The 18,142-nt window shown below is 62.7% G+C and carries 19 protein-coding genes and 1 tRNA gene; 7 read left to right on the forward strand and 13 right to left on the reverse strand.

Annotated features, from left to right (window positions below; genetic code table 11):
• Positions 1–232: 232 nt before the first annotated feature.
• Together KBY99_RS00680 and KBY99_RS00685 are read right to left on the reverse strand one after the other, a co-directional pair.
• A complete protein-coding gene (locus tag KBY99_RS00680) occupies positions 233–1,519 on the reverse strand; it encodes a hypothetical protein (protein ID WP_254996724.1) in 1,287 nt (428 codons plus the stop codon).
• A 127-nt stretch (positions 1,520–1,646) separates the two neighbouring features.
• A tRNA-Arg gene (locus tag KBY99_RS00685) sits at positions 1,647–1,720 on the reverse strand.
• Positions 1,721–1,803: 83 nt separating this feature from the next.
• Here KBY99_RS00685 and KBY99_RS00690 point away from each other — a divergent pair.
• Both KBY99_RS00690 and KBY99_RS00695 read left to right on the forward strand, forming a co-directional pair.
• Entirely contained in the window at positions 1,804–2,037 is a 234-nt protein-coding gene (locus KBY99_RS00690; RefSeq protein ID WP_254942277.1) for a hypothetical protein, read from the forward strand.
• A 50-nt stretch (positions 2,038–2,087) separates the two neighbouring features.
• Positions 2,088–2,861: a hypothetical protein gene (locus KBY99_RS00695; protein ID WP_254996725.1), complete on the forward strand. Its 774-nt coding sequence runs from the start codon at positions 2,088–2,090 to the stop codon at positions 2,859–2,861.
• Between the two features lie 11 nt (positions 2,862–2,872).
• On the opposite strand, the gene KBY99_RS00700 is transcribed toward KBY99_RS00695, so the two are convergent.
• Both KBY99_RS00700 and rsmI read right to left on the reverse strand, forming a co-directional pair.
• Positions 2,873–3,112 carry a hypothetical protein gene (locus KBY99_RS00700; RefSeq protein WP_254996726.1) on the reverse strand — a complete coding sequence of 80 codons (240 nt, stop codon included), beginning with the start codon at positions 3,110–3,112 and terminating at the stop codon, positions 2,873–2,875.
• A 39-nt stretch (positions 3,113–3,151) separates the two neighbouring features.
• Entirely contained in the window at positions 3,152–4,105 is a 954-nt protein-coding gene (gene rsmI / locus KBY99_RS00705; protein WP_254996727.1) for a 16S rRNA (cytidine(1402)-2'-O)-methyltransferase, read from the reverse strand.
• Here rsmI and KBY99_RS00710 point away from each other — a divergent pair.
• Positions 4,104–5,039: a 3'(2'),5'-bisphosphate nucleotidase CysQ gene (locus tag KBY99_RS00710; protein WP_254996728.1), complete on the forward strand. Its 936-nt coding sequence runs from the start codon at positions 4,104–4,106 to the stop codon at positions 5,037–5,039. The two genes, rsmI and KBY99_RS00710, sit on opposite strands and share 2 nt — an antisense overlap.
• Positions 5,040–5,273: 234 nt before the next feature.
• Here KBY99_RS00710 and KBY99_RS00715 read toward each other — a convergent pair whose 3' ends face one another.
• The 3 genes from KBY99_RS00715 to rseP all read right to left on the reverse strand — a co-directional run bounded on the left by KBY99_RS00715 (position 5,274) and on the right by rseP (position 8,990).
• Positions 5,274–7,400 carry a polyribonucleotide nucleotidyltransferase gene (locus tag KBY99_RS00715; protein ID WP_254996731.1) on the reverse strand — a complete coding sequence of 709 codons (2,127 nt, stop codon included), beginning with the start codon at positions 7,398–7,400 and terminating at the stop codon, positions 5,274–5,276.
• Positions 7,401–7,543: 143 nt separating this feature from the next.
• Positions 7,544–7,846, reverse strand: coding sequence for a 30S ribosomal protein S14 (gene rpsN, locus KBY99_RS00720; RefSeq protein ID WP_254931164.1), 303 nt, complete (start codon positions 7,844–7,846; stop codon positions 7,544–7,546).
• 55 nt (positions 7,847–7,901) lie between these two features.
• On the reverse strand, positions 7,902–8,990 hold the full coding sequence (rseP, locus tag KBY99_RS00725) for an RIP metalloprotease RseP (protein ID WP_254996732.1): 1,089 nt from the start codon (positions 8,988–8,990) through the stop codon (positions 7,902–7,904).
• A gap of 194 nt (positions 8,991–9,184) precedes the next feature.
• Here rseP and KBY99_RS00730 point away from each other — a divergent pair, with 194 nt between their 5' ends.
• The 4 genes from KBY99_RS00730 (at position 9,185) to KBY99_RS00745 (ending at position 11,426) form a co-directional block, all read left to right on the forward strand.
• A complete protein-coding gene (locus KBY99_RS00730) occupies positions 9,185–10,033 on the forward strand; it encodes a transporter (protein ID WP_254996733.1) in 849 nt (282 codons plus the stop codon).
• A 330-nt stretch (positions 10,034–10,363) separates the two neighbouring features.
• Positions 10,364–10,492, forward strand: coding sequence for a hypothetical protein (locus tag KBY99_RS00735; RefSeq protein WP_254996734.1), 129 nt, complete (start codon positions 10,364–10,366; stop codon positions 10,490–10,492).
• 266 nt (positions 10,493–10,758) lie between these two features.
• Complete coding sequence (locus KBY99_RS00740; protein ID WP_254996736.1) at positions 10,759–11,076, forward strand: CopG family ribbon-helix-helix protein; 318 nt, start codon at positions 10,759–10,761, stop codon at positions 11,074–11,076.
• Positions 11,073–11,426, forward strand: a complete 354-nt coding sequence (locus KBY99_RS00745) for a type II toxin-antitoxin system PemK/MazF family toxin (protein WP_254996737.1) — start codon at positions 11,073–11,075, stop codon at positions 11,424–11,426. Before KBY99_RS00740 ends, KBY99_RS00745 begins: the two co-directional genes overlap by 4 nt.
• Before the next feature lie 116 nt (positions 11,427–11,542).
• On the opposite strand, the gene serS is transcribed toward KBY99_RS00745, so the two are convergent.
• From serS to KBY99_RS00775, 6 genes are read right to left on the reverse strand one after another with little or no spacing between them, the layout of a single operon-like run.
• Entirely contained in the window at positions 11,543–12,820 is a 1,278-nt protein-coding gene (serS, locus tag KBY99_RS00750) for a serine--tRNA ligase (RefSeq protein ID WP_254996739.1), read from the reverse strand.
• Positions 12,821–12,876: 56 nt separating this feature from the next.
• Entirely contained in the window at positions 12,877–13,053 is a 177-nt protein-coding gene (locus KBY99_RS00755; RefSeq protein ID WP_254996740.1) for a NifU family protein, read from the reverse strand.
• 9 nt (positions 13,054–13,062) lie between these two features.
• Complete coding sequence (locus tag KBY99_RS00760; protein ID WP_254996741.1) at positions 13,063–13,716, reverse strand: prepilin-type N-terminal cleavage/methylation domain-containing protein; 654 nt, start codon at positions 13,714–13,716, stop codon at positions 13,063–13,065.
• 4 nt (positions 13,717–13,720) lie between these two features.
• Positions 13,721–14,284 carry a prepilin-type N-terminal cleavage/methylation domain-containing protein gene (locus KBY99_RS00765; protein ID WP_254996742.1) on the reverse strand — a complete coding sequence of 188 codons (564 nt, stop codon included), beginning with the start codon at positions 14,282–14,284 and terminating at the stop codon, positions 13,721–13,723.
• On the reverse strand, positions 14,281–14,931 hold the full coding sequence (locus KBY99_RS00770; protein WP_254996744.1) for a hypothetical protein: 651 nt from the start codon (positions 14,929–14,931) through the stop codon (positions 14,281–14,283). The genes KBY99_RS00765 and KBY99_RS00770 overlap by 4 nt, the downstream gene beginning before the upstream one ends.
• Positions 14,928–17,681: a hypothetical protein gene (locus KBY99_RS00775; RefSeq protein WP_254996745.1), complete on the reverse strand. Its 2,754-nt coding sequence runs from the start codon at positions 17,679–17,681 to the stop codon at positions 14,928–14,930. The genes KBY99_RS00770 and KBY99_RS00775 overlap by 4 nt, the downstream gene beginning before the upstream one ends.
• Positions 17,682–18,142: the final 461 nt, after the last annotated feature.

An 18,142-nucleotide genomic window follows, 5' to 3' on the forward strand; every position in this document is an offset into this window, starting at 1 on the left:
CACGGAGACCCGTTGGGCTATGCAATGAATCGTAACCTGGAAGCGCGCTCTTAGGGGGGACTAATGCATCCAGATCTATTCGGCGAAGCTTTTTGTTTTGAGAGTTGGTGTCGTCTGATTGAGATGTTGCACGTGCATCCGTGAACAGTTATTGATTGACCGCCTTGGAGGCTTCTCTATTGCTCAAGTTAGTTGAGAGTTGTAAGCAATGGTGATACTTGGCCTGCCTGTCTTAGATTTGTCTTAGGCGGATTGTTGCCTTTTCAAATGCATCATCGATAACATCATCCCCGCACCAGCGGCTGTAGGCCGTCAAATGGGTCTGCACGCTGTGGCCCATCGCCGCGGCCACCACCTTGGGTGGCAGATCACAGATCACGTGGGCCCGGTGGGCGTAGCTATGCCGGCAGGAGTAGAGCACCAGCTTTTCTCCCTGTGCTTCGTACTGCTGGCGAAGGTGTTGCCAGTGCTCCCTTCGAAGAAGGTAGCGACTGAAGGAATCGGAGCCAAAGCCGGCGCGCATGGGCGGGAGCTTTGCCGGATCAAAGGTCTCGGTGAGCTTCCATTCCGTAGCCCATTGGTCACAGGGCAGCAGCCGCAGTGGCCTGGGCTGGGTTTTGCCGCGAGAGGCAACTTTTTCATAGGTACACCAGAGGCGTCCCTGGCGAAGCTGCAGATGCTGAAGCTCTTCTGGGCGCAGGCCGAAGGCGCTGAGTAGTTGGAAGGCAAACCGCCAGCGGGGGTCGGGGATGGCGTGAACAATCGCCAGGATGTCTGGCACGGCAATCGGCGTCGTGACCGCTCGGCTCTCCCGTGACCGACCGATGATCGTGGAGAGGTCAGGCGGCGGAGCCCATTGGGCTGGAAGCGCCTTCTGGCTGACCGCCCAGCGCAGCAGTGCGGCGGTGCACTGGATTTGCAGTCTTCTTGTGCGGCAGCCAGGGCGCTGACTCCACAGATCAGCCTGCGCTTCCAGCAGTTGGGTGGCATCACGGGCAGCCGGTGGCCCTTTCGCTGTCTTGAGGACCAGCGCCATTCGCGGTTTGTAGAGCCGTTCCCAGGTCGTTTCCTTGATTTCGCCGCTGCGCAGCTTGTGCTGCTGATAACGGCGGATCAGGCCGGCCCAGGCAATCGAGATAGGGCGGCTGGCTGTTGCTGGAGGGGGAACGCTCTGCTGCAGGCTTGAGGGCTGGCTGGCCATGCCTTCTGCCTGGCGCCTGGCCTCAGCCTCAGCCTTCGCTGTACTCAGCTCGGCGATGGAAAGCTCGAGAGGGGCTCCGTTCTGGAAGGCCTCATAGACAGTCACCACGCCGTCTCGGATGGCTTCGAGTTGGTCCGACTCCCAGGTGTACGGCAGGAGCAGCTGCTTGCGATGCCCGTCCCCGGCGCGGGCCGTGATGTGAAGCCGGGCACGTCCCCTGAAATTCGAGACCGTCCAGCCACTGCGGCAGCCCCTCTGGCCGAGGGCCCGCAGTACTCCGCCACGAAGCAGAACATCCCATTCCGGGGCCGCTGGCATGTGAGAAGGTATGTGAGAAGGTCCTTTTCACAGCCTGGCACGGGGGAGCAGAACCCGGCAAAGCCTGTCAGTCCAAAAGCCTGTGACAGAAAGGCTTTTGGGCTGAGAAAGCAGGCCCTGATTGAAACGCCCCCTGTTGGATTCGAACCAACGACCGGCTGCTTAGAAGGCAGCTGCTCTATCCGGCTGAGCTAAGGGAGCAGCCGTTGCCATGATCGCTCAGCAGGTGGGGGCCACACAACTGCGGCCCTGGCGCCACAATGGTTGTAGTGATCTTTTTTGAAATGCGGCTCGCCCTGCTGTTTTCTGCTGCTGGCCTTCTTGCCCTTGCGGCTCCCTTGGGCGCCCAGGCTGTGAGCTTGGATGATGCCTGCGGCATATTTGCCGGAAAGCTCAGTGCTGCCCAGGCTGCGGGTGATACCCAAAAAGCCCAGAAGATCTATCAAGAGGGCTCAGCGCGCATCGCCTCGAGGTTCAACGGTGCCAGCTGCCCGAACGTCAAGCCACCAACCCCCTAAACCTGCTGGCTCTTTCGGCCTACACTGGTCTGCTGCGCAACTCTCGCCCCATGGCTGCCACCCGGCTTACTGACAGCCAGAAGATCGAGATCGTGGCTCGCTACCGCGCTGGTGAAGTCAGCTCCGAGCTGGCGGAGGCCTATGGCTGCAGCACCAACACGGTGAGCCGCGTGGTGAAGGCTGGGCTAGAGCCAGCTGAATACGAGCAGCTCAAGCAGCAACGCATCCGGCAGCTCAAAGTTTCACAAGAACAACCTGCTTTAGAACTAGCTGCTCCAGAACAAGCACCTCCAGAACTAGCTCCATCAGAGCCTGAACCCCCTGCGCTTGAGCTGCCAGAGCCTGAGCTGCCAGAGCCGGCCGGCGACGTCGAAGACCATGCGGTGCTGGCAATCGATGACGCCGATGATTTTGGCGATGACGCCAATGAACTCGACTTCGCTGACGACGACCTAGCCGACCAGTTTGTGGCCGTGCCGTTGTTGCTGGTGGATCACGTTGGCGAGCCGGCCCAATGCCAGCCGCTCGCAGATGCGCCCCTTCCAGCCAGCGTTTACATGCTGGTTGACAAAACAGTGGAGCTCCAAGCCAAGCCGCTCAAGGACTTCCCCGAACTTGGCCAGCTAGCCGATGGCGAAGAGGAGCGACAGGCCCTGATGGTGTTTGCTAATCCCCGCCAGGCCAAACGCCACTGCGGCCGCACCCAGCGGGTGATCAAGGTGCCAGACACTCGCATTCTTGAGCGCACTGCGCCCTACTTAATCGCCCAAGGCATCAGCCGGGTGGTGATGGAGGGCAGCCTTTACTCTTTGCCAGGCAGTTAATCCCCAGGCAGTTAATCACCGGTCAGTTGCTCGTTGCGGGGGACGAGCAGGGCGGCGCTGCAGCCGCCACTGAGTACGCCAATTACTAGAGCAATGCCCACCAGAAAACCGGTTGGCAGAGGTGTGCTGCGGGCAAAGCCCAGGTTGAGGCTGGGGCGCTGGTCGAGGTTTTGAGCACCCAGGCAGAGAATCGCTAGCAGCAAGCCACCGCCCAGCAGGCTGGATGCAAGCAGGCGCAGGCGCAAGACCATCAGGGCAACAGGAGAACTCTCTGGCGGCAGTCTGCCCGGTCAGGACTCGGGCGGCAGCTGCTCCTGACGTAACGGTTCCTGACGCAACGGCTCCTGGTGCAGCAGGGCGTAAAGCTCCCGCTTGCTGTGGCCGGTGCGCTCGGCCAGCAGCTTGGCGGCGGCGTTGCTGCTGTGGCCGGCCCGCTGCAGCTCCTGCAGCTCGGCGCTGAGGGCAGCGCTATCCCAGGCCAAGCGCTCTGGCGGCAGGGCGCCTGCTAGCACCAGGGTGCATTCCCCCTGGGGCGGCGTGCGGCGGAAGTGTTCGATGGCTGCGCTCACGCTGGGGCCCACCTGCTCTTCGTGCTTTTTGGTGAGTTCGCGGGCGACGCGCAGGGGCCGATCACCCAGCACCGCCAGCAGATCGTCGAGCAGATCGAGCAGCCGGTGCGGAGCTTCAAACAGCACCATGGTGCGCTGCTCAGCTTGCAATTCCTGCAGTCGCTGACGGCGCTGGTTGGTCTTGGGCGGCAGGAAGCCCTCAAAGCAGAAGCGGCCGCACGGCAGGCCGCTGCTCACCAGCGCGGTGGTGACGGCGCTGGGGCCGGGGATGCAGATCACGTTGTGCCCAGCTGTGCGGGCGGCCGCCACCAGCACCTCGCCAGGATCGGAGATGCCCGGCAGCCCGGCGTCACTGATCACGGCCAGGGCTTCGCCGGCGGCGAGGGCCGCGAGTAGTTCGGGGATGCGGGCGGTTTGGTTGTGGGCGTGGAAGCTCACCAGCCGCGGCCCCTGCTCTTTATGGCGTAGGCCGAGCTGATGCAGCAGCAGCCCGCTGCGGCGGGTGTCTTCGCAGGCGATGCGCTGCACGCCGGCGAGCACCTGGCGGGCGCGGGGTGAGAGGTCGGCCAGGTTGCCGATGGGGGTGCCCACCAGGTAGAGCACGCCGGGGGCGGGTTCGGGGGCTTGCACGGCTTGGGGTGGGCTCCTGCAAAATGCTGAACCCTGCCAACCCATGATGCCGGCTGCCCTCCCCTTGCCCTCAGGCATTGCCCTCGAAGGCTTGCTTGTGGCGCTGCGGCGGCTGAGCTGGGGCGCGGCCGACATCCTGCTGGCCTACGGCCGCGGGGAGCAGCCCCCCTATGGCTTCCCGCCGGCGTTAAGCGTGGATGAGGGCGGCGAGGGTCCGGTGAGTGCGGCGGATCTGGCGGTGAACCAGTGGTTGCTGGAGGGCCTGGCCGCAGCCTTCCCCATGGCCGCGTGGACCGTGCTGAGCGAGGAAACCGCCAAGGAGCAGCTCACTGAAGGCGAGCCCCTGGCGGCGGAGTGGCTGTGGATCCTCGATCCCCTTGATGGCACTAAAGACTTCCTGCAGGGCACGGGCGAATATGCGGTCCATCTGGCCCTGGTGCACGGCGGCGAGCCGCTGCTGGGGGTGGTGCTGCTGCCGGAGCTGGAGGAGCTGTGGCTGGGCGTGATGCCGGGGTTGGCGGGCTCGGCAGGAGAGGCCTGGTGCGAAAGCCGAGCTGGTGTGCGCTCGCCCGTGTGCTTCAGCGGCCGCCGCTCCCTGGGGGAGCTGGTGCTGGTAGCCAGTCGCAACCACCGCGACCAGCGGCTCGAGCAGCTGCTTGCGGCCCTGGCCTTGGGCGACACCAAGGCGATCGGCAGCGTGGGCGGCAAGGTGGCCACGATCCTGCGCGGCGAGACGGATCTCTATATCTCCCTGTCGGGCAAGAGCGCCCCGAAGGATTGGGATGTGGCTGCTCCTGAGGCGGTGTTGCGCGCCGCCGGTGGCGCCTTCAGCCATGCCGACGGCCGCGCCCTGGCCTACAACAGCGGTGACGTACGCCAGGCCGGCTGTCTAATCGCCAGCCACGGCAGAGCCCACGCCGAATTGTGCGAAAAAGCGGCGGATGCGATGGCTGTGATTGATCCTGGTTTTGGAGTTTGAGGGCCAGAGGGTGATTGCTGGAGGAGAGTGGTCGTTTTTTGCTGGTGGACTTAGCTAGGGCTTAGCCCGATACGAAAAATGTAGTTGGCCCCTCCCCGGTCTTCAGTTTTTAGTTGGCGCTAAGGCGATCCCAATCATGCTCTGATTTCCAACAAAAAAGCCGGCCTTGCAGGGCCGGCTCTAAGTGCTCGAGGCCAAATTTAGAAAGGGCTAGTTAGGAGCCCTCCCTTTCAATCACTCGGGTGCAGGGGCTTCGCTTTGAGGTACACCGCGCAGGGTGAGGTTGATGCGGCCGCGGTTGTCGATTTCGCGTACGCGCACGGTTACCTGATCACCCACATTCACCACATCTTCGACTTTCTCCACTCGGGCTTCAGAGAGTTGGGAGATGTGAATCATCCCTTCCTTGCCGGGCAGGATCTCCACGAAGGCACCGATTGGGATCACGCGGGTCACGGCACCGCTGAATACCTCGCCTTCGCTGATGCGACGGGTGAGGCCTTCGATGATGCGCTGGGCCTCTTCGGCGGCAGCGCCATCGTGGCTGGCAATCGTGACGATGCCGCCATCTTCGATGTCGATCTTGGTGTTGGTGCGCTCTGTGATGCCCTTGATTGTGCGGCCGCCGGGGCCGATCACGGTGCCGATCAGTTCCGGATCAATGCGGAAGCTGAGCAGGCGTGGGGCGTGGGGCGACATGGTGTCGCGGGGCTTGTCGATCGCCTCGAGCATCTTCTCGAGGATGTGCAGCCTGGCAGGGCGGGCTTGGTTAACGGCTTCAGCCACGGTTTTCATATTTAGACCCGTGATCTTCATGTCCATCTGCAGGGCGGTGATGCCCTTTTCGGTGCCGGCCACCTTGAAGTCCATGTCGCCAAGGAAATCTTCGATGCCTTGGATGTCGGTGAGGATGCGCACCTCCTCGCCCTCCTTGATCAGGCCCATGGCGGCGCCGCTCACTGGTGCCTTCAGGGGCACGCCGGCATCCATCAGGGCGAGGGTGCTGCCGCACACCGAACCCATCGAGGTGGAGCCGTTGGAGCTGAGGCACTCCGACACCACGCGCAGCACGTAGGGGAAGGACTCCTTGTTGGGCAGCACGGGCACAATCGCCCGCTCAGCCAGGGCGCCGTGGCCAATTTCGCGGCGGCCGGGGGAGCGCATCGGCTTGGTTTCGCCGGTGGAGTAGGGGGGGAAGTTGTAGTGGTGGAGGTAGTGCTTCTCGGTGGACGGGTTGAGGTCGTCCATTTCCTGGGAGTCGCTCGGGGTGCCGAGGGTGGCGCAGGAGAGCACCTGGGTGAGGCCGCGCTGGAACAACGCTGAGCCGTGCACCCGCTTGGGCAATACGCCGGCGGCGGCGCTGATCGGCCGCACTTCATCAAGGTTGCGGCCATCGACACGCTTGCCCTCCTGGAGGATCTGGGCACGCATAAGCTTTTTGGTGAGCTCCTTGTAGCTGTTGCCCAGGGCCTTGCCGCTGGAAGCGGAGCGGATCGGGTCGTCTTCGGCTAGGGCGGCGATCTTCTCGCTCACCTCGGCCTTGATGGCGTCGAGCTTCTCGTCGCGTTCGGTTTTGGTTTGGGAGAACTGCTTGAGCACCTCACCTATGCCACCGGCACATTCCTTTTCAAGGAAGTTGGGCAGGGTGGGGTCGATGACTTGGGGTTCGGGGATCACCTGCTCGATGCCGAGCTCCTTGAGCAGGTTTTGTTGGGCCTTGATCAGTTCGCACACCGCTTCGTAGCCGAAGTCGATCGCTTCGATCACGTCTTGCTCGGGCAGCTGGTTGGCACCGGCTTCCACCATCACCACGCCCTGGGGCGTGCCAGCTACCACCAGATCAAGCTCGCTGCGCTCGATTTCACGGAAGCTCGGGTTGAGCACGAAGTCGTCGCCGAGCAGACCCACCCGCACGGTGGCCATGGGGCCATAGAAGGGAATGCCGGCCAGCAGGGTTGCCATCGAGGCGCCGGTGACGGCAAGCACATCGGGTGGCACGCGCTCATCTAGGGAGAGGCAGGTGGCCACGATCTGGATGTCGTCGCGCATCCAGCTGGGGAATAGGGGCCGGATCGGCCGATCGATTAGGCGGCAGGTGAGGATCGCCCGCTCAGAGGGACGGCCTTCGCGACGGAAAAAGCTGCCAGGGATGCGCCCAGCGGCGTAGAGACGCTCTTCGTAGTCGCAGGTTAGGGGCAGAAAATCGATGCCTGGGCGACCGCCGGAGCGGGTGGCGGTGACCAAAACCGAGGTATCACCACACTCAACCATCACCGAGCCCCCAGCCTGGGGGGCGAAACGACCGGTGGTCAGCCGGATCTCCCGACCATCGAAGGAGATCGACTGAGTTTGTCCTTGCACGTGCGCTTATGTCCTGTTGTTGTCAGGGACCATTCTCGCATTTAGGCCGTTACTACTGGGGCATCCTTCGCTTTTTATCGTGTTTATGGCCTTTCTTGGCCATAAAAAAAGCGCCCGCAGGCGCCTTGGGAATCTTTAGGTGATTACCAGGAAGACTTGACTACTCCAGGCAGCTCACCTTTGTGGGCACGCTCGCGCAGCTGGTTGCGGCACAGACCGAAATCGCGGTAATAGCCCCGGGGCTTGCCGGTGGCCCAGCAGCGGTTACGCACGCGGTTGGGAGCGCTGTTGCGGGGCAGCAGCTGGATTTTACGGTGGATTTCCAGACGCTCCATGGGACCTGCAGCGGCGTCGAAGGCTGCCTTGAGGGCAGAGCGCTTGGCGGCAAAACGCTCAACCATCTTCTTGCGCTTGACATCGCGCGCAATCATCGACTTCTTCGCCATGCGGCCTGAACTGCGATCGGATAAGTGTTTTGATCTTACCTTGCGGCGGTGAGGCTCAGCGCCCAAGCAGCTGCTGCACGACCGGTAGCTGGGAGGTGTCCTTGACGATCAGCACCACGCTCAAGCCCACCAGGAAGACAAAGCCCGACTGCATGAAAGCCATCTGAAAGCGCTCGGGCAGGGGCTTACCCCGCAGGCCCTCGAGCAGCAGAAATACGAACTGACCGCCATCGAGCAGGGGTAGCGGCAGGGCATTGAGCACCGCCAGGTTGATCGAGATCAAGGCGGTGAAGATGAACAGGCTGCTGCCGCCCTGCTTGGCCAGCGACGCCCCCATCTCCACTATTTTTACGGGGCCAGACACCTGGCCGGCGGTCTCGCCGAAGTGGGTGGCGAGGGTCACGAACCCTTCCACGGTGCGGTTGGTGAGGGCGGCGAAGTCGTGGTTGGCCTGGCGGAAGGGCTCCAGGGGCGTGCGGGCGGGGCGGAAGGCCTCGGTGCCATTGGGTTGCAGTTGGGCGCCGATGCGGCCAACGCCGCCGAGATCGGCGGGGGTGAGATCTAGGGGCAGAGTTTGGCCGTTGCGCTCGGCTTCAAGGCGCAGGGTTTGCTCGGGGGCGGCCTTGATGCGCTCCACCAAGGCGGCAACGGCGCTTTGGCCGCCGCCAAGGTCGCTGCCATTGAGGCTCAAGATGCGGTCGCCCGGCTGGAGGCCGGCAGCTGCAGCGGCTAGGCCGGGTTGCACGCCACTCACCAGCACGCCGGGGCTGGCGCTGAAACCGGCGGGTATGCCGAGCACCAGGCCCTGGCCGAGTAGCACCGCATAGGCGAGCACCAAGTTGGCCAACACGCCGGCGGCGATCACCAGGGCCCGCTGGGCTAGGGGCCGGTTGCTCAGCAGGTTGGGGTCGTTTTTGGGGATGGGGCTGTCTTCATCGTCATCGGGAAAGGCCACGAAGCCCCCCAGGGGAATGGCCCTTAGGGCGAATTGCACACCGCGGCGCTGGCGCTCGATCAGCACCGGCCCAAAGCCGATCGAGAAGCTGCTGACGCGGATTCCCTGCAAGGTGGCGGCAAAGAAATGCCCCGCCTCGTGCACCACGATCAGCCCCGCCAGGATCGCCAGTGCTGTGAGAACGCCCATCCAGGCCCCGCTATTTATGCGTCCATTGTGCTGGGTTTGCCTGGGGGCAGGGGGGCGGCATGCACGCTTGAACGCTGAACTAAGTCTTGGCTAAGTCCACTTGCTGCAGCCGTGTGTTCCCCGCCGAATCCGGGCCGTGGCAGCAGGAGCTCGACTTTTAAGATCCCGCCACAGCAGTAGTTGTTTTTACCCATATGACTCGCTTCTTGAGTGCCCTGATCTGCGCCACCTTGCTGCAACTTCCCGCCGCAGCAGAGTCCGCCGCAGCAGAGCCCGCCGCAGTAGAGCCGCAGGCTGTGAAAGAAGGAGTGCAAGAAGCCCAAACCGAGGCGCTGGCCACTGAGGCCCAGAACCCGATCTCAAATTTGGTCAGTGTTCCGTTTCAGTACAACCTCACCCCGGGCATTGGGCCCAATGAAGACCAAACCCAGAGCCTGCTGAATATTCAGCCAGTGGTGCCGTTTTCGCTCAGCCCGGATCTCACTTTGGTGACCCGCACGATTCTGCCGGTGCTGAGCCAGCCGACGGCAACGGACAATCAAAATGGCATTGGCGATCTCAACCCCAGCTTCTTCTTCGTGCCCAAGGGCAGGGGCGCTTGGACCTTTGGTTTGGGTCCCACGCTTGTATTGCCAACGGCTAGCGATAGCAGCCTGGGCCGGGGTAAGTGGTCTGCGGGGCCGGCGGCGGTGGCGGTGTACAGCAAGGGCCCCTGGGTGGCTGGGGCGCTGGTGAACAACATCTGGTCGTTTGCTGGCAATAGCGATCGCAGCTCGGTGAGCGCTTTCCTGCTGCAGCCCTTCATTAACTTCAACCTGCCCCATGGCTGGTATCTGGTGACCTCACCGATCATCACCGCCAACTGGCGTGCGACCAGTGGCGACCAGTGGATTCTGCCGGTGGGAGGCGGTGTGGGCCGCTTGTTTCGCATCGGCAAGCAACCGATTAATGCGTCGCTGCAGGCCTACGCCAATGTGGTGAAGCCTGATCTTTTCGGTGATGTGACGATCCGGGCCCAGGTGCAGTTTTTGTTCCCGAAGTAGGTGAGGCGGCTCCGGCTCTGTGCCTAGATACGCGGCCTAGATACGTGCGATTAGCTGAATCTTCAGTCAATCGTGCATGCCTATCTGCCCTGGTCGGCTCGATAAGTACTACCTTGAAAACGACTATCTGTAGTAGCTCCAGAGCCGCAGCACTTTGACGAGGCGCTTGAGGTGAGGGCGAAGTTGGTGCTGATTGGTAACTTCACGGTTGAACCGGATCATGTATTGGCTGTGAGAGCGCCCATCCAGGCCCCGCTATTTATGCATCCACTGTGCTGGGTTTGCCTGGGGCAGGGGGGCGGCATGTACTCTTTGCCGCTGAACTAAGTCTTGGCTAAGTCCACTTGCTGCGGCCGTGTGTTCCCCGCCGAACCCGAGCTGTGGCAGCAACAGCGCAACCCTATTGCGCTGTTTGCATTGCACCACCGCGACGATCTGGCCCGGCTGCTGCGCACCTGACAGGCGGCCCATGAATATGCCGAGCGCCACCCGGACGAGGCGGATAAGTTGATGGCATTTCTGGAGAAGTTGAGCGTGCCGCGTTTCCGCCAGGCGGAGCAGGGGCTGGTTATCACTCATTGCGGGAGCAGGTGCCCCTGCTGGAGCCGGGCTTAGTGACGCCCGCTGCGTGTGTGGCGCCACTCAACAGATGTTTTTCGTATGGCTGCGGCTGGCCTCCCTTTACGCCGCAAACGGGTATGATCATATTTAGCATCATATCAACCATGGCCGTCGCGTCATCTCCATACGAGCGCGTCACGGTGACGATGCCGGCGGAGTTAGTTGCTGGCGTTGATCGCTACGAGAGCAACCGCAGTCGCTTCATCACAGAAGCCGTGCGTCATGAGCTCAAGCGCCGTCGGCACCTGGAGTTGCTGCGATCACTCGACGAACCCCATCCCGACTGCCTGGCCACCGCCGCCTTGGGGCTGGAGGCCTGGGGTGAGGCGCTGCCCACAGAAGACAGCGATCTGCTCGACCCCACCGCAGGCCGGCCCTTGCGCTGGAGCGCCAATCAAGGCTGGCAAGAGCCAGTGTCATGAACCTGGCTAGAGGCACTTTGGTGCTTGTCGACCTGGAGCCAACGCTGGGCCATGAACAACAGGGGACCCGGCCTTGTGTGGTGGTGAGCGACGCGGCTGTGAACGGCAACCAGCGCTTTCCTTTGATCGCGGTGGTGCCCGTCACGGGCACTCCTGCCCAAGGGGCGCTCTATCCAGCCTTGGCCCCTGGATCCAGCGGACTTACCAAGCCATCGACAGCCCTGGTGGATCAGCTGCGCTCCATCGACAAGCAACGCGTCCGCAGGCGCTACGGCGATGTGTCACCAGAAGAGCTTGAAGCCATTGACGCCGGCTTGTGCCTGTATCTGGGCCTTGAGCCCGAGCCGTGACCCACCCAGTGGATGTCGACGCAGAGAAGGGTGGCACCAATGAATTCAAGGGTGTAGCCATCCACCAGACGCTCCATTACCTTCCAGTTGGGTGCTCAGGTGTTGGGTTTGATCCATCACCCCGCTGCGATCGTGTCGCCCCCGAAGTAAGGCACTAGGGCTGCGGGTAGGCGCACGGAGCCATCGGCCTGCTGGCCGGTTTCGAGCAGGGCGGCCATGGTGCGGCCGATGGCGAGGCCGCTGCCGTTGAGGGTGTGGAGCAGGCGGGTGTTTTTGCCATCTTTGAAGCGGATGGCGGAGCGGCGGGACTGGAAGTCGTTGCACACCGAACAGCTGGAGATCTCGCGGTAGGAGCCGGCGCCTGGCAGCCACACTTCGAGGTCGTAGGTGCGGGCGGCGGAGAAGCCCATATCACCGGTGCAGAGCTCGATCTTGCGGTAGGGCAGCTCGAGGGCTTCCAGAACGGCTTCCGCGTCAGCGGTGATCTGCTGGTGGGCGGCGGCGGAGTGGTCGGGATGGCAAAACCAGTAGAGCTCCACCTTGTTGAACTGGTGCAGGCGGATCAGGCCGCGGGTGTCGCGGCCGTAGCTGCCGGCTTCGCGGCGGAAGCAGGGGGTGTAGGCGGCGTATTTGAGCGGCAGCTGCTCGGCAGGAATCACCTCGTCGCGGTGCAGGGAGGTGATTGGTACCTCGGCGGTTGGGGTGAGCCAGAGGTCGTCGTCGGCGCAGCGGAAGCTCTCCTCGGCGAATTTGGGCAGCTGGCCCGAACCGGTGAGGCTGGCGGAATTCACCAGGATCGGCGGCATCACCTCGCGGTAGCCCTTGGCGGTGTGCAGATCGAGCATGAAGCTGATCAGGGACCGCTCCAGGCGGGCGCCAGCGCCCATCAGGGTGATGAAACGGCTCTGGGCGATGCGCACCGAGCGCTCGGTTTCAAACAGGCCGAGCCGCTCGCCGATCTGCCAGTGCTCCTGCAGGCCGTCTTCTACCCGGGGGCTGCCCCAACGCTTGATCTCGATGTTGTCGGCTTCGCTGCGACCATCAGGCGCCTCGGGCGAGGGCAGGTTGGGCAGGGCCGATAGGGCATCGCGCAGCTGCAGCTCGAGGGCTTTTTCCTGCTCCTCGAGGGCGGCCACCTGCTGCTTGATGGCGTTGCCCTGATCGCGCAGGGCCTGCACTTCGGGGCTGTTTGGGGCAGATCCGCCCTGGATCAGCTGCCCCACGGTCTTGCCGATGCGGTTGCCTTCGGCTTGAAAGTTGCTGCGCTGCTCCTCGAGATCCCTCTCCTGGCGAGCGATCTGCTGCAGCGGAGCGAGGTCTAGCGCCATGCCCCGGCGGGCCAGCTGGGTGGTGATCAGCTCAGGGCTGTCGCGCAGGAGGCGCTGGTCGAGCACGGGGGCGGGGCGGTTGGGGGGAGCCTAAAAGCCAACGGAGTGGTGCCCCGTGGTGCTCAGAGCACCTGCACCACTTCGGCGACTCCCATCTTGAGCGTCATCGTGCTGCTGGGGCAGCCGCCGCAGGCGCCCTGCAGGCGCACCTTCACGATGGGGCCGTCGATTTCCACCACTTCCACGTTCCCGCCGTCGGCCATCAGATAGGGGCGCAGCTCATCGGGGGGGCTGGACATGGATGCAACTCAGTCCACATAAGGGCGAGAGCCGGTGCGCAGGCCGATAGTGCGGGTCACGGGATTGCCGAATCCCTGCGTAGTGGTGAAGGTGTTGGGGGCCACAGGGGTAGCGGTGATGGTCACGGTGGCGGTGTCACAGTCGTTGTTGGGGGTCACGGCGAAGCCGGTGACGCCACGCATCACCAGCTGGTCGTTGGCGGCTGTGTTGGCGGGATCGAGCCGGCCGTTTGCCAGGATCTGGGGGCCAGAGCGGAGGAGCTCGTTGGTCGCCGTGTTGCGGGTGTAAAGGATCACCGCATCGGCGCCGGTGGGAACACTGTTGGCATCCAACAGGGTCACGCGCATGCGCAGTTGGTTTGCCGCTGCGGCGCACACGGGAGCGGCTGCGGCGCAGGCGGCTGGCGCGGCGGTGGTGCCGAACACACAGGCATCCTCCGCCTCCGCATCGAGAAGGGTTGAAACACGGTTCAGATCACGCTCAAGCTGCACCTGCCAGAGGTTGGCTTCGAAAAATCGAATGGCTCCCTGAATGCTGCTCCAGATCAGGGGCACGAACAGGGCGCTGATCGCCAGGGCCACCAGCAGTTCCACGAGGGTGAACCCGTGCTGGGATGGGGCCTGGGGCCTGGGGAGCTTCGGGCTGGAGACGGGATTGGTCATTGCGTTACACCCGACCCCACTCGGTGCAGGCACCCGTTGCGGCCGCGTTGTTGCGCCCCACCTCCAGCACCCCGATCAGGCCCACTAGGCGTATGCAGCGGAGGGGACGCTCATTGTTCACGTTGATATTGATCAGCACCTGGCCGTTGGGAAGAGCGGCGTTGGTGGTGGTGGAGAGGGTCCCGCGTGGGGTGAACACAAACTGGGATGGGGTGCCGGTGATAGTGGCGCTGGCGTTGTTGGCGTAGAGGTCCGACAGCGTGAGGATGTTTTGGGAGGCGCAGGCAGCGGGTTCGATCCTGGCCAGCTGGGCTCCGACGGCTACGGTGCCGGTGCTGATGGTCACGGTGCAGAGGGCGCCACCGGCCTGGGCATTGAAGCGGCTGGCATCGCGACTCACCTGATCGAGCCAACCCGTCAGTTCGGTGGTCACAGAGTTGGCGCGCTCGCGCCGGGCGAGGTTCACCAGGGAGTCGGTTCCAATGGCAGCGATCACGCCGAGGATCACCACCGTGATCAACATTTCCGGAAGGCTGAAGCCGCTGCTGGGAGGTCGAGGACGCGTCATGGGCAGAAGCGGGCCATGGGGGGCACCACGCGCGCGACGCGCACGACCGCGTTCCCGCTGTTGGTGTCGGTGTAAGTGACCTGAAGGATGTTCTGATTGCCCAGCTGGTTCTGAACGCTGTTGAGGCGCACGATCGGAGCCCGGGCGCCACCGCCTGTCGTGAGGGCGCCATTGACCGGGATGGTGTTGAACTCGATCAACACGGCATCGCTGATGATTCCGCGCACGGGTTCCCGGCAGAGGGCATCCACGGTTTCCGCCTCACTGCCGGCAGTCACAGTATCCGAATCAAGTTGAGGGTAGAAATAGCGATCGTCGCGTCGATTGGCGGTGTTGCACGGCTGGGTGAAGGGGGCCGTGTTGTCTGTGGTCACGCCGGCCAAGCCCAGCCTGCACACTCCGGTGCAACAGGTGAGGTCTGCAGCCCGATCCTCAATGGCTGCCAGATCGGCGTCGATGGCGTCGTTGAGTTGGCTGCGTTCACCTGCCCGATTGCGCAGCTGGGAGGAAATATTGAACACGCTGAGTGTGCCGAGCAGGGCAACGGTCACGATCACGCTCACCACCAACGCCTCAACCAGAAAGCCACCCCGTTCCTGGGGATGCAGCTCCCGGAGGCGCCGCTGCACGCGCTGTGGGAAGGTCACCAAAGTCGGGCACTGGTGGTGGCACGGGCGACCCAGTCGACACCGCTCTGGGAGGTGAACTGGGCGGGGTTGGCAACCCCCAGGGCGCCAGCCCCAGCCACCCTGGAATCGGGCAGTCTCAGGTGGAATGCGCCGAAGGGCTTGAAGTTCTTCACCCAGATTCGGCCGTAGAAGCTCCAGTTGTCTTCGTTGTTGGTGTAGAAGCCTGCTGGAACGCTGCCGGCTGCTCCAGAGTCATTGATGGTGAGTTCCACGAACCCCTGGGGTAGATAGAACCACACGCCACCTACCTTGGCGGTTTGTCCAAACGGCGTTGTAATTGAAACGTTCTGCTCCTGGCCGGCTGATCCAGTGTTGCGACCGAAGAAGTTGAGTCGATCAGGCTCGCCAACGGCGGAGAAGTTGTAGGTTTGATCATCGATGACGTTGGCGCATTCGGATACGATGGAGGGGCAAAAGACGTGGGTGAATTGGGCGGGTGACTGCGAAAGGAAGATGAAGCGTTCCGGATTTGCCGTATTGGCAATGCCGAATCGCCGGTCGGTGGTGGTGGGTTCGTTATAAACAAAACTCAAGGGGCCGCCGGTGGTGTCGATGAACACGCGACCGCCGTCGAATTGGTTGACGGTGGGACCGATGCAATGGAAGCCCGGCTCGGCCGTGACGGGGGAGCTGCTGCTGAACTGACACCAGGGGCCGCGGAAGATCGGATAGAGGGATTGCGTGCTTGCCGCCGGGGGATTGACGGAACTGATCTCGAGGTCGGTAATTGTGATGTTTTCACCGGTGGCCCATCCGTTTCCATCGCGAAACCGGATGCGAACGTTGGAACCGGAAAATGGAAGCCCTAGGCGGAATGTTGTGCCAGCTGCGTTTGTTGTGATGGCGCTTCCCTGGATGGATGCGGAGGTCAGCGGATAGAAGGTGGTTCCGTTATCAGGCGATGCCTCTATAATTAGCAGATCGTTAGTATCAAAGGCAGCTGATTTTTGCACGGCAAACTCCAGGAATGGCGTCTGCAGTCGCGGCCCTGAAAAGCTGTCGAGGTTGACGTCTCTGAACAATTGGGTATTTGCTGTGGTCGCGTTGCCAAGTATTATTAAATTTGTAGCTGGAGTGTTTGAAAGGTTGTTTGCGCCGAGGAAGTCCTGGCTGCCCGTGGCGCTGGCTCCGAGCCCGTAGAAGTTGCTGTTCGGTGCCTCAGAAGCTGTCACATTCAGCCAGGTGTTGGCTGTGCAGTTGTCGGAGCTTGCCGCTGTCTTATCGGTCAAGCAGAGCTCCACCCGCTGCCGGTTGGCCTCATTGTTGGTGCGCAGGCGAAGGGTGGCCTGGCTGTTGGGTCTTGTGCCGTCGCCGTTGTCGGTGCTGAGGCTGGGCCAGATGGCTGCATTGGCCACTTGGTTGGTGGTGGCCGTAGCCAGGGTGATGATGTTTCTTGGTCCCCAGCCTGCGGTCCATCCGAGGACAAAGTCGTTGACGTTGGGAAAGGCCGTCGCTTGGAGAGGCACGATCGGTGAACATGATGCCGATGTGCCGCGGATATCAGATTCAGGACCAGAAAAATAGCTGGGAGTGCCTGTTTGCTGGCAGATCAGCTCAGCAGCATCGGGTGCACCAGCACCACGGATGTTGGTGTTGAAGCTGGAATCGTTGCCGCGTGGATCGCCTGATTGGAATGTTTCCGGGCAGTCCCCAGATTGAAGTTTGCCCCGGCCGGGTCGCACCCGGCAGTTACGGCGCTCGAAGAGATCGCCAGGGTTTGCCACCACGCCAAGAATCGGCGAATAGCGCTCCACCGCGCCTGTGATGGGATTCCTCTGGGTGAATTGGTCGTTGGCGAAATACGACCAATGCCAGCCATCGTTGAAGCCTGTAACCACTCCATACTGGAGATTGCACACGCGGCTGTCTGAGCCCAGCGAGCCAGTGGTGCCTGCGTAGTTCATGCCGCCGGAGTTGTTGCTTCCCACCGAGGCGCCGCAGCACTTGGGCAGCACCTCGAATTCGCGGGTTTCTCGGGAGTTGGCTATCACCTGGCCATTGCGCACCACTCGTCCCTCCACCTCCAGCACCACAAAGCCCCTGTTGCTCCCGGGCTGGGCGTTGCCGAGACCATCCGGATCATCGAGGTTCACCAGCTGGTCCCAGCTGGTGACTCCCGCGGGCAGGGTGTCGCCGGTGGCGGCAGCCCCAGGGGTTGCGGTGCGCCGCAGGCCGCGGGGATTGGGGGTGGCGCCGCCGTTTGAGGCGGTGAAACTGATCCGAACCAGCCTGAACTGCCGCCCATCCTGCGTGGCAGTGGCCACTGCTCCGCTCACCACATTGCGCCACTGGCCATCACCCAAATTGATGGCGGCTTGATCGGGAAGTCCGTCATTGTTGGGGCCGGGCCGGGTGTTGGTGGTTGACTCAAAACAGGGGCTTCTGAGGTTGGCTGCGTTCCAGGTGGTGGGGGTCTGGCCCGATACGAGCAGCCGACGGTTCTGGGGCTGGTTCCATGTGTCGATCATCAGATCCGTGCCCTCGGCCGCAGCCCCTCGCGCCTGGCGGGTGTCGGAGGAGGCAAACACCCCGCGCAGGTTGCCGCTGCTCAACTGCACGATCGCCGCACCGCTGAGGATCAGCACCAGGGCCGCCACGATTCCCACTGCCACGGTGATTACACCGTGATCTTCGGAGCGCCGACTGGCGACGAGAGCATGCATCAGCACCTTGGCCACTCGCAGGCGTCGGTTAAAGGGGCCAGACATCCTCACTACTCCACTGAAGGATCCCGGCTTCTTCGTTGACTCTGCCAGGGGTGCTGGATTCAGCCTAGGGCTGGGGAAGGTGCCCGCAAACGGCAGTGCTCAGCATGGACACCTTTGTGATGGTTGTTAACGCCTGACTACCCTTTTCGGCTGTAAAGCTTGAAAAAGTACGGGTCGGGGTCTCGTTTGCCATTCATGCGCCAGCGAAGAATGAGATCTTCAACAGCTTTGCGGTAGGCCAAATAACGACGGATTAGCCATACCCAAGACCCCCTGGCTGATGGCCCACGCCAGAGCCTGCATTTCCTCATCACAGAACCGCAGGTGCTTGAGCAATTCATTTTCCCAATGCGTCTAGGAAGGTGACGTCGGTGTATCTGTGGTGCTCGGCAGTTGAAGGAAGCGTCAATTGTCCTGGTCAAGGCCGATTCGACGCATATCGCTCTTTGAGATTGGTACAA

It is taken from the genome of Cyanobium sp. Maggiore-St4-Cus, assembly GCF_024345615.1.
GTDB lineage: Bacteria > Cyanobacteriota > Cyanobacteriia > PCC-6307 > Cyanobiaceae > Cyanobium_A > Cyanobium_A usitatum.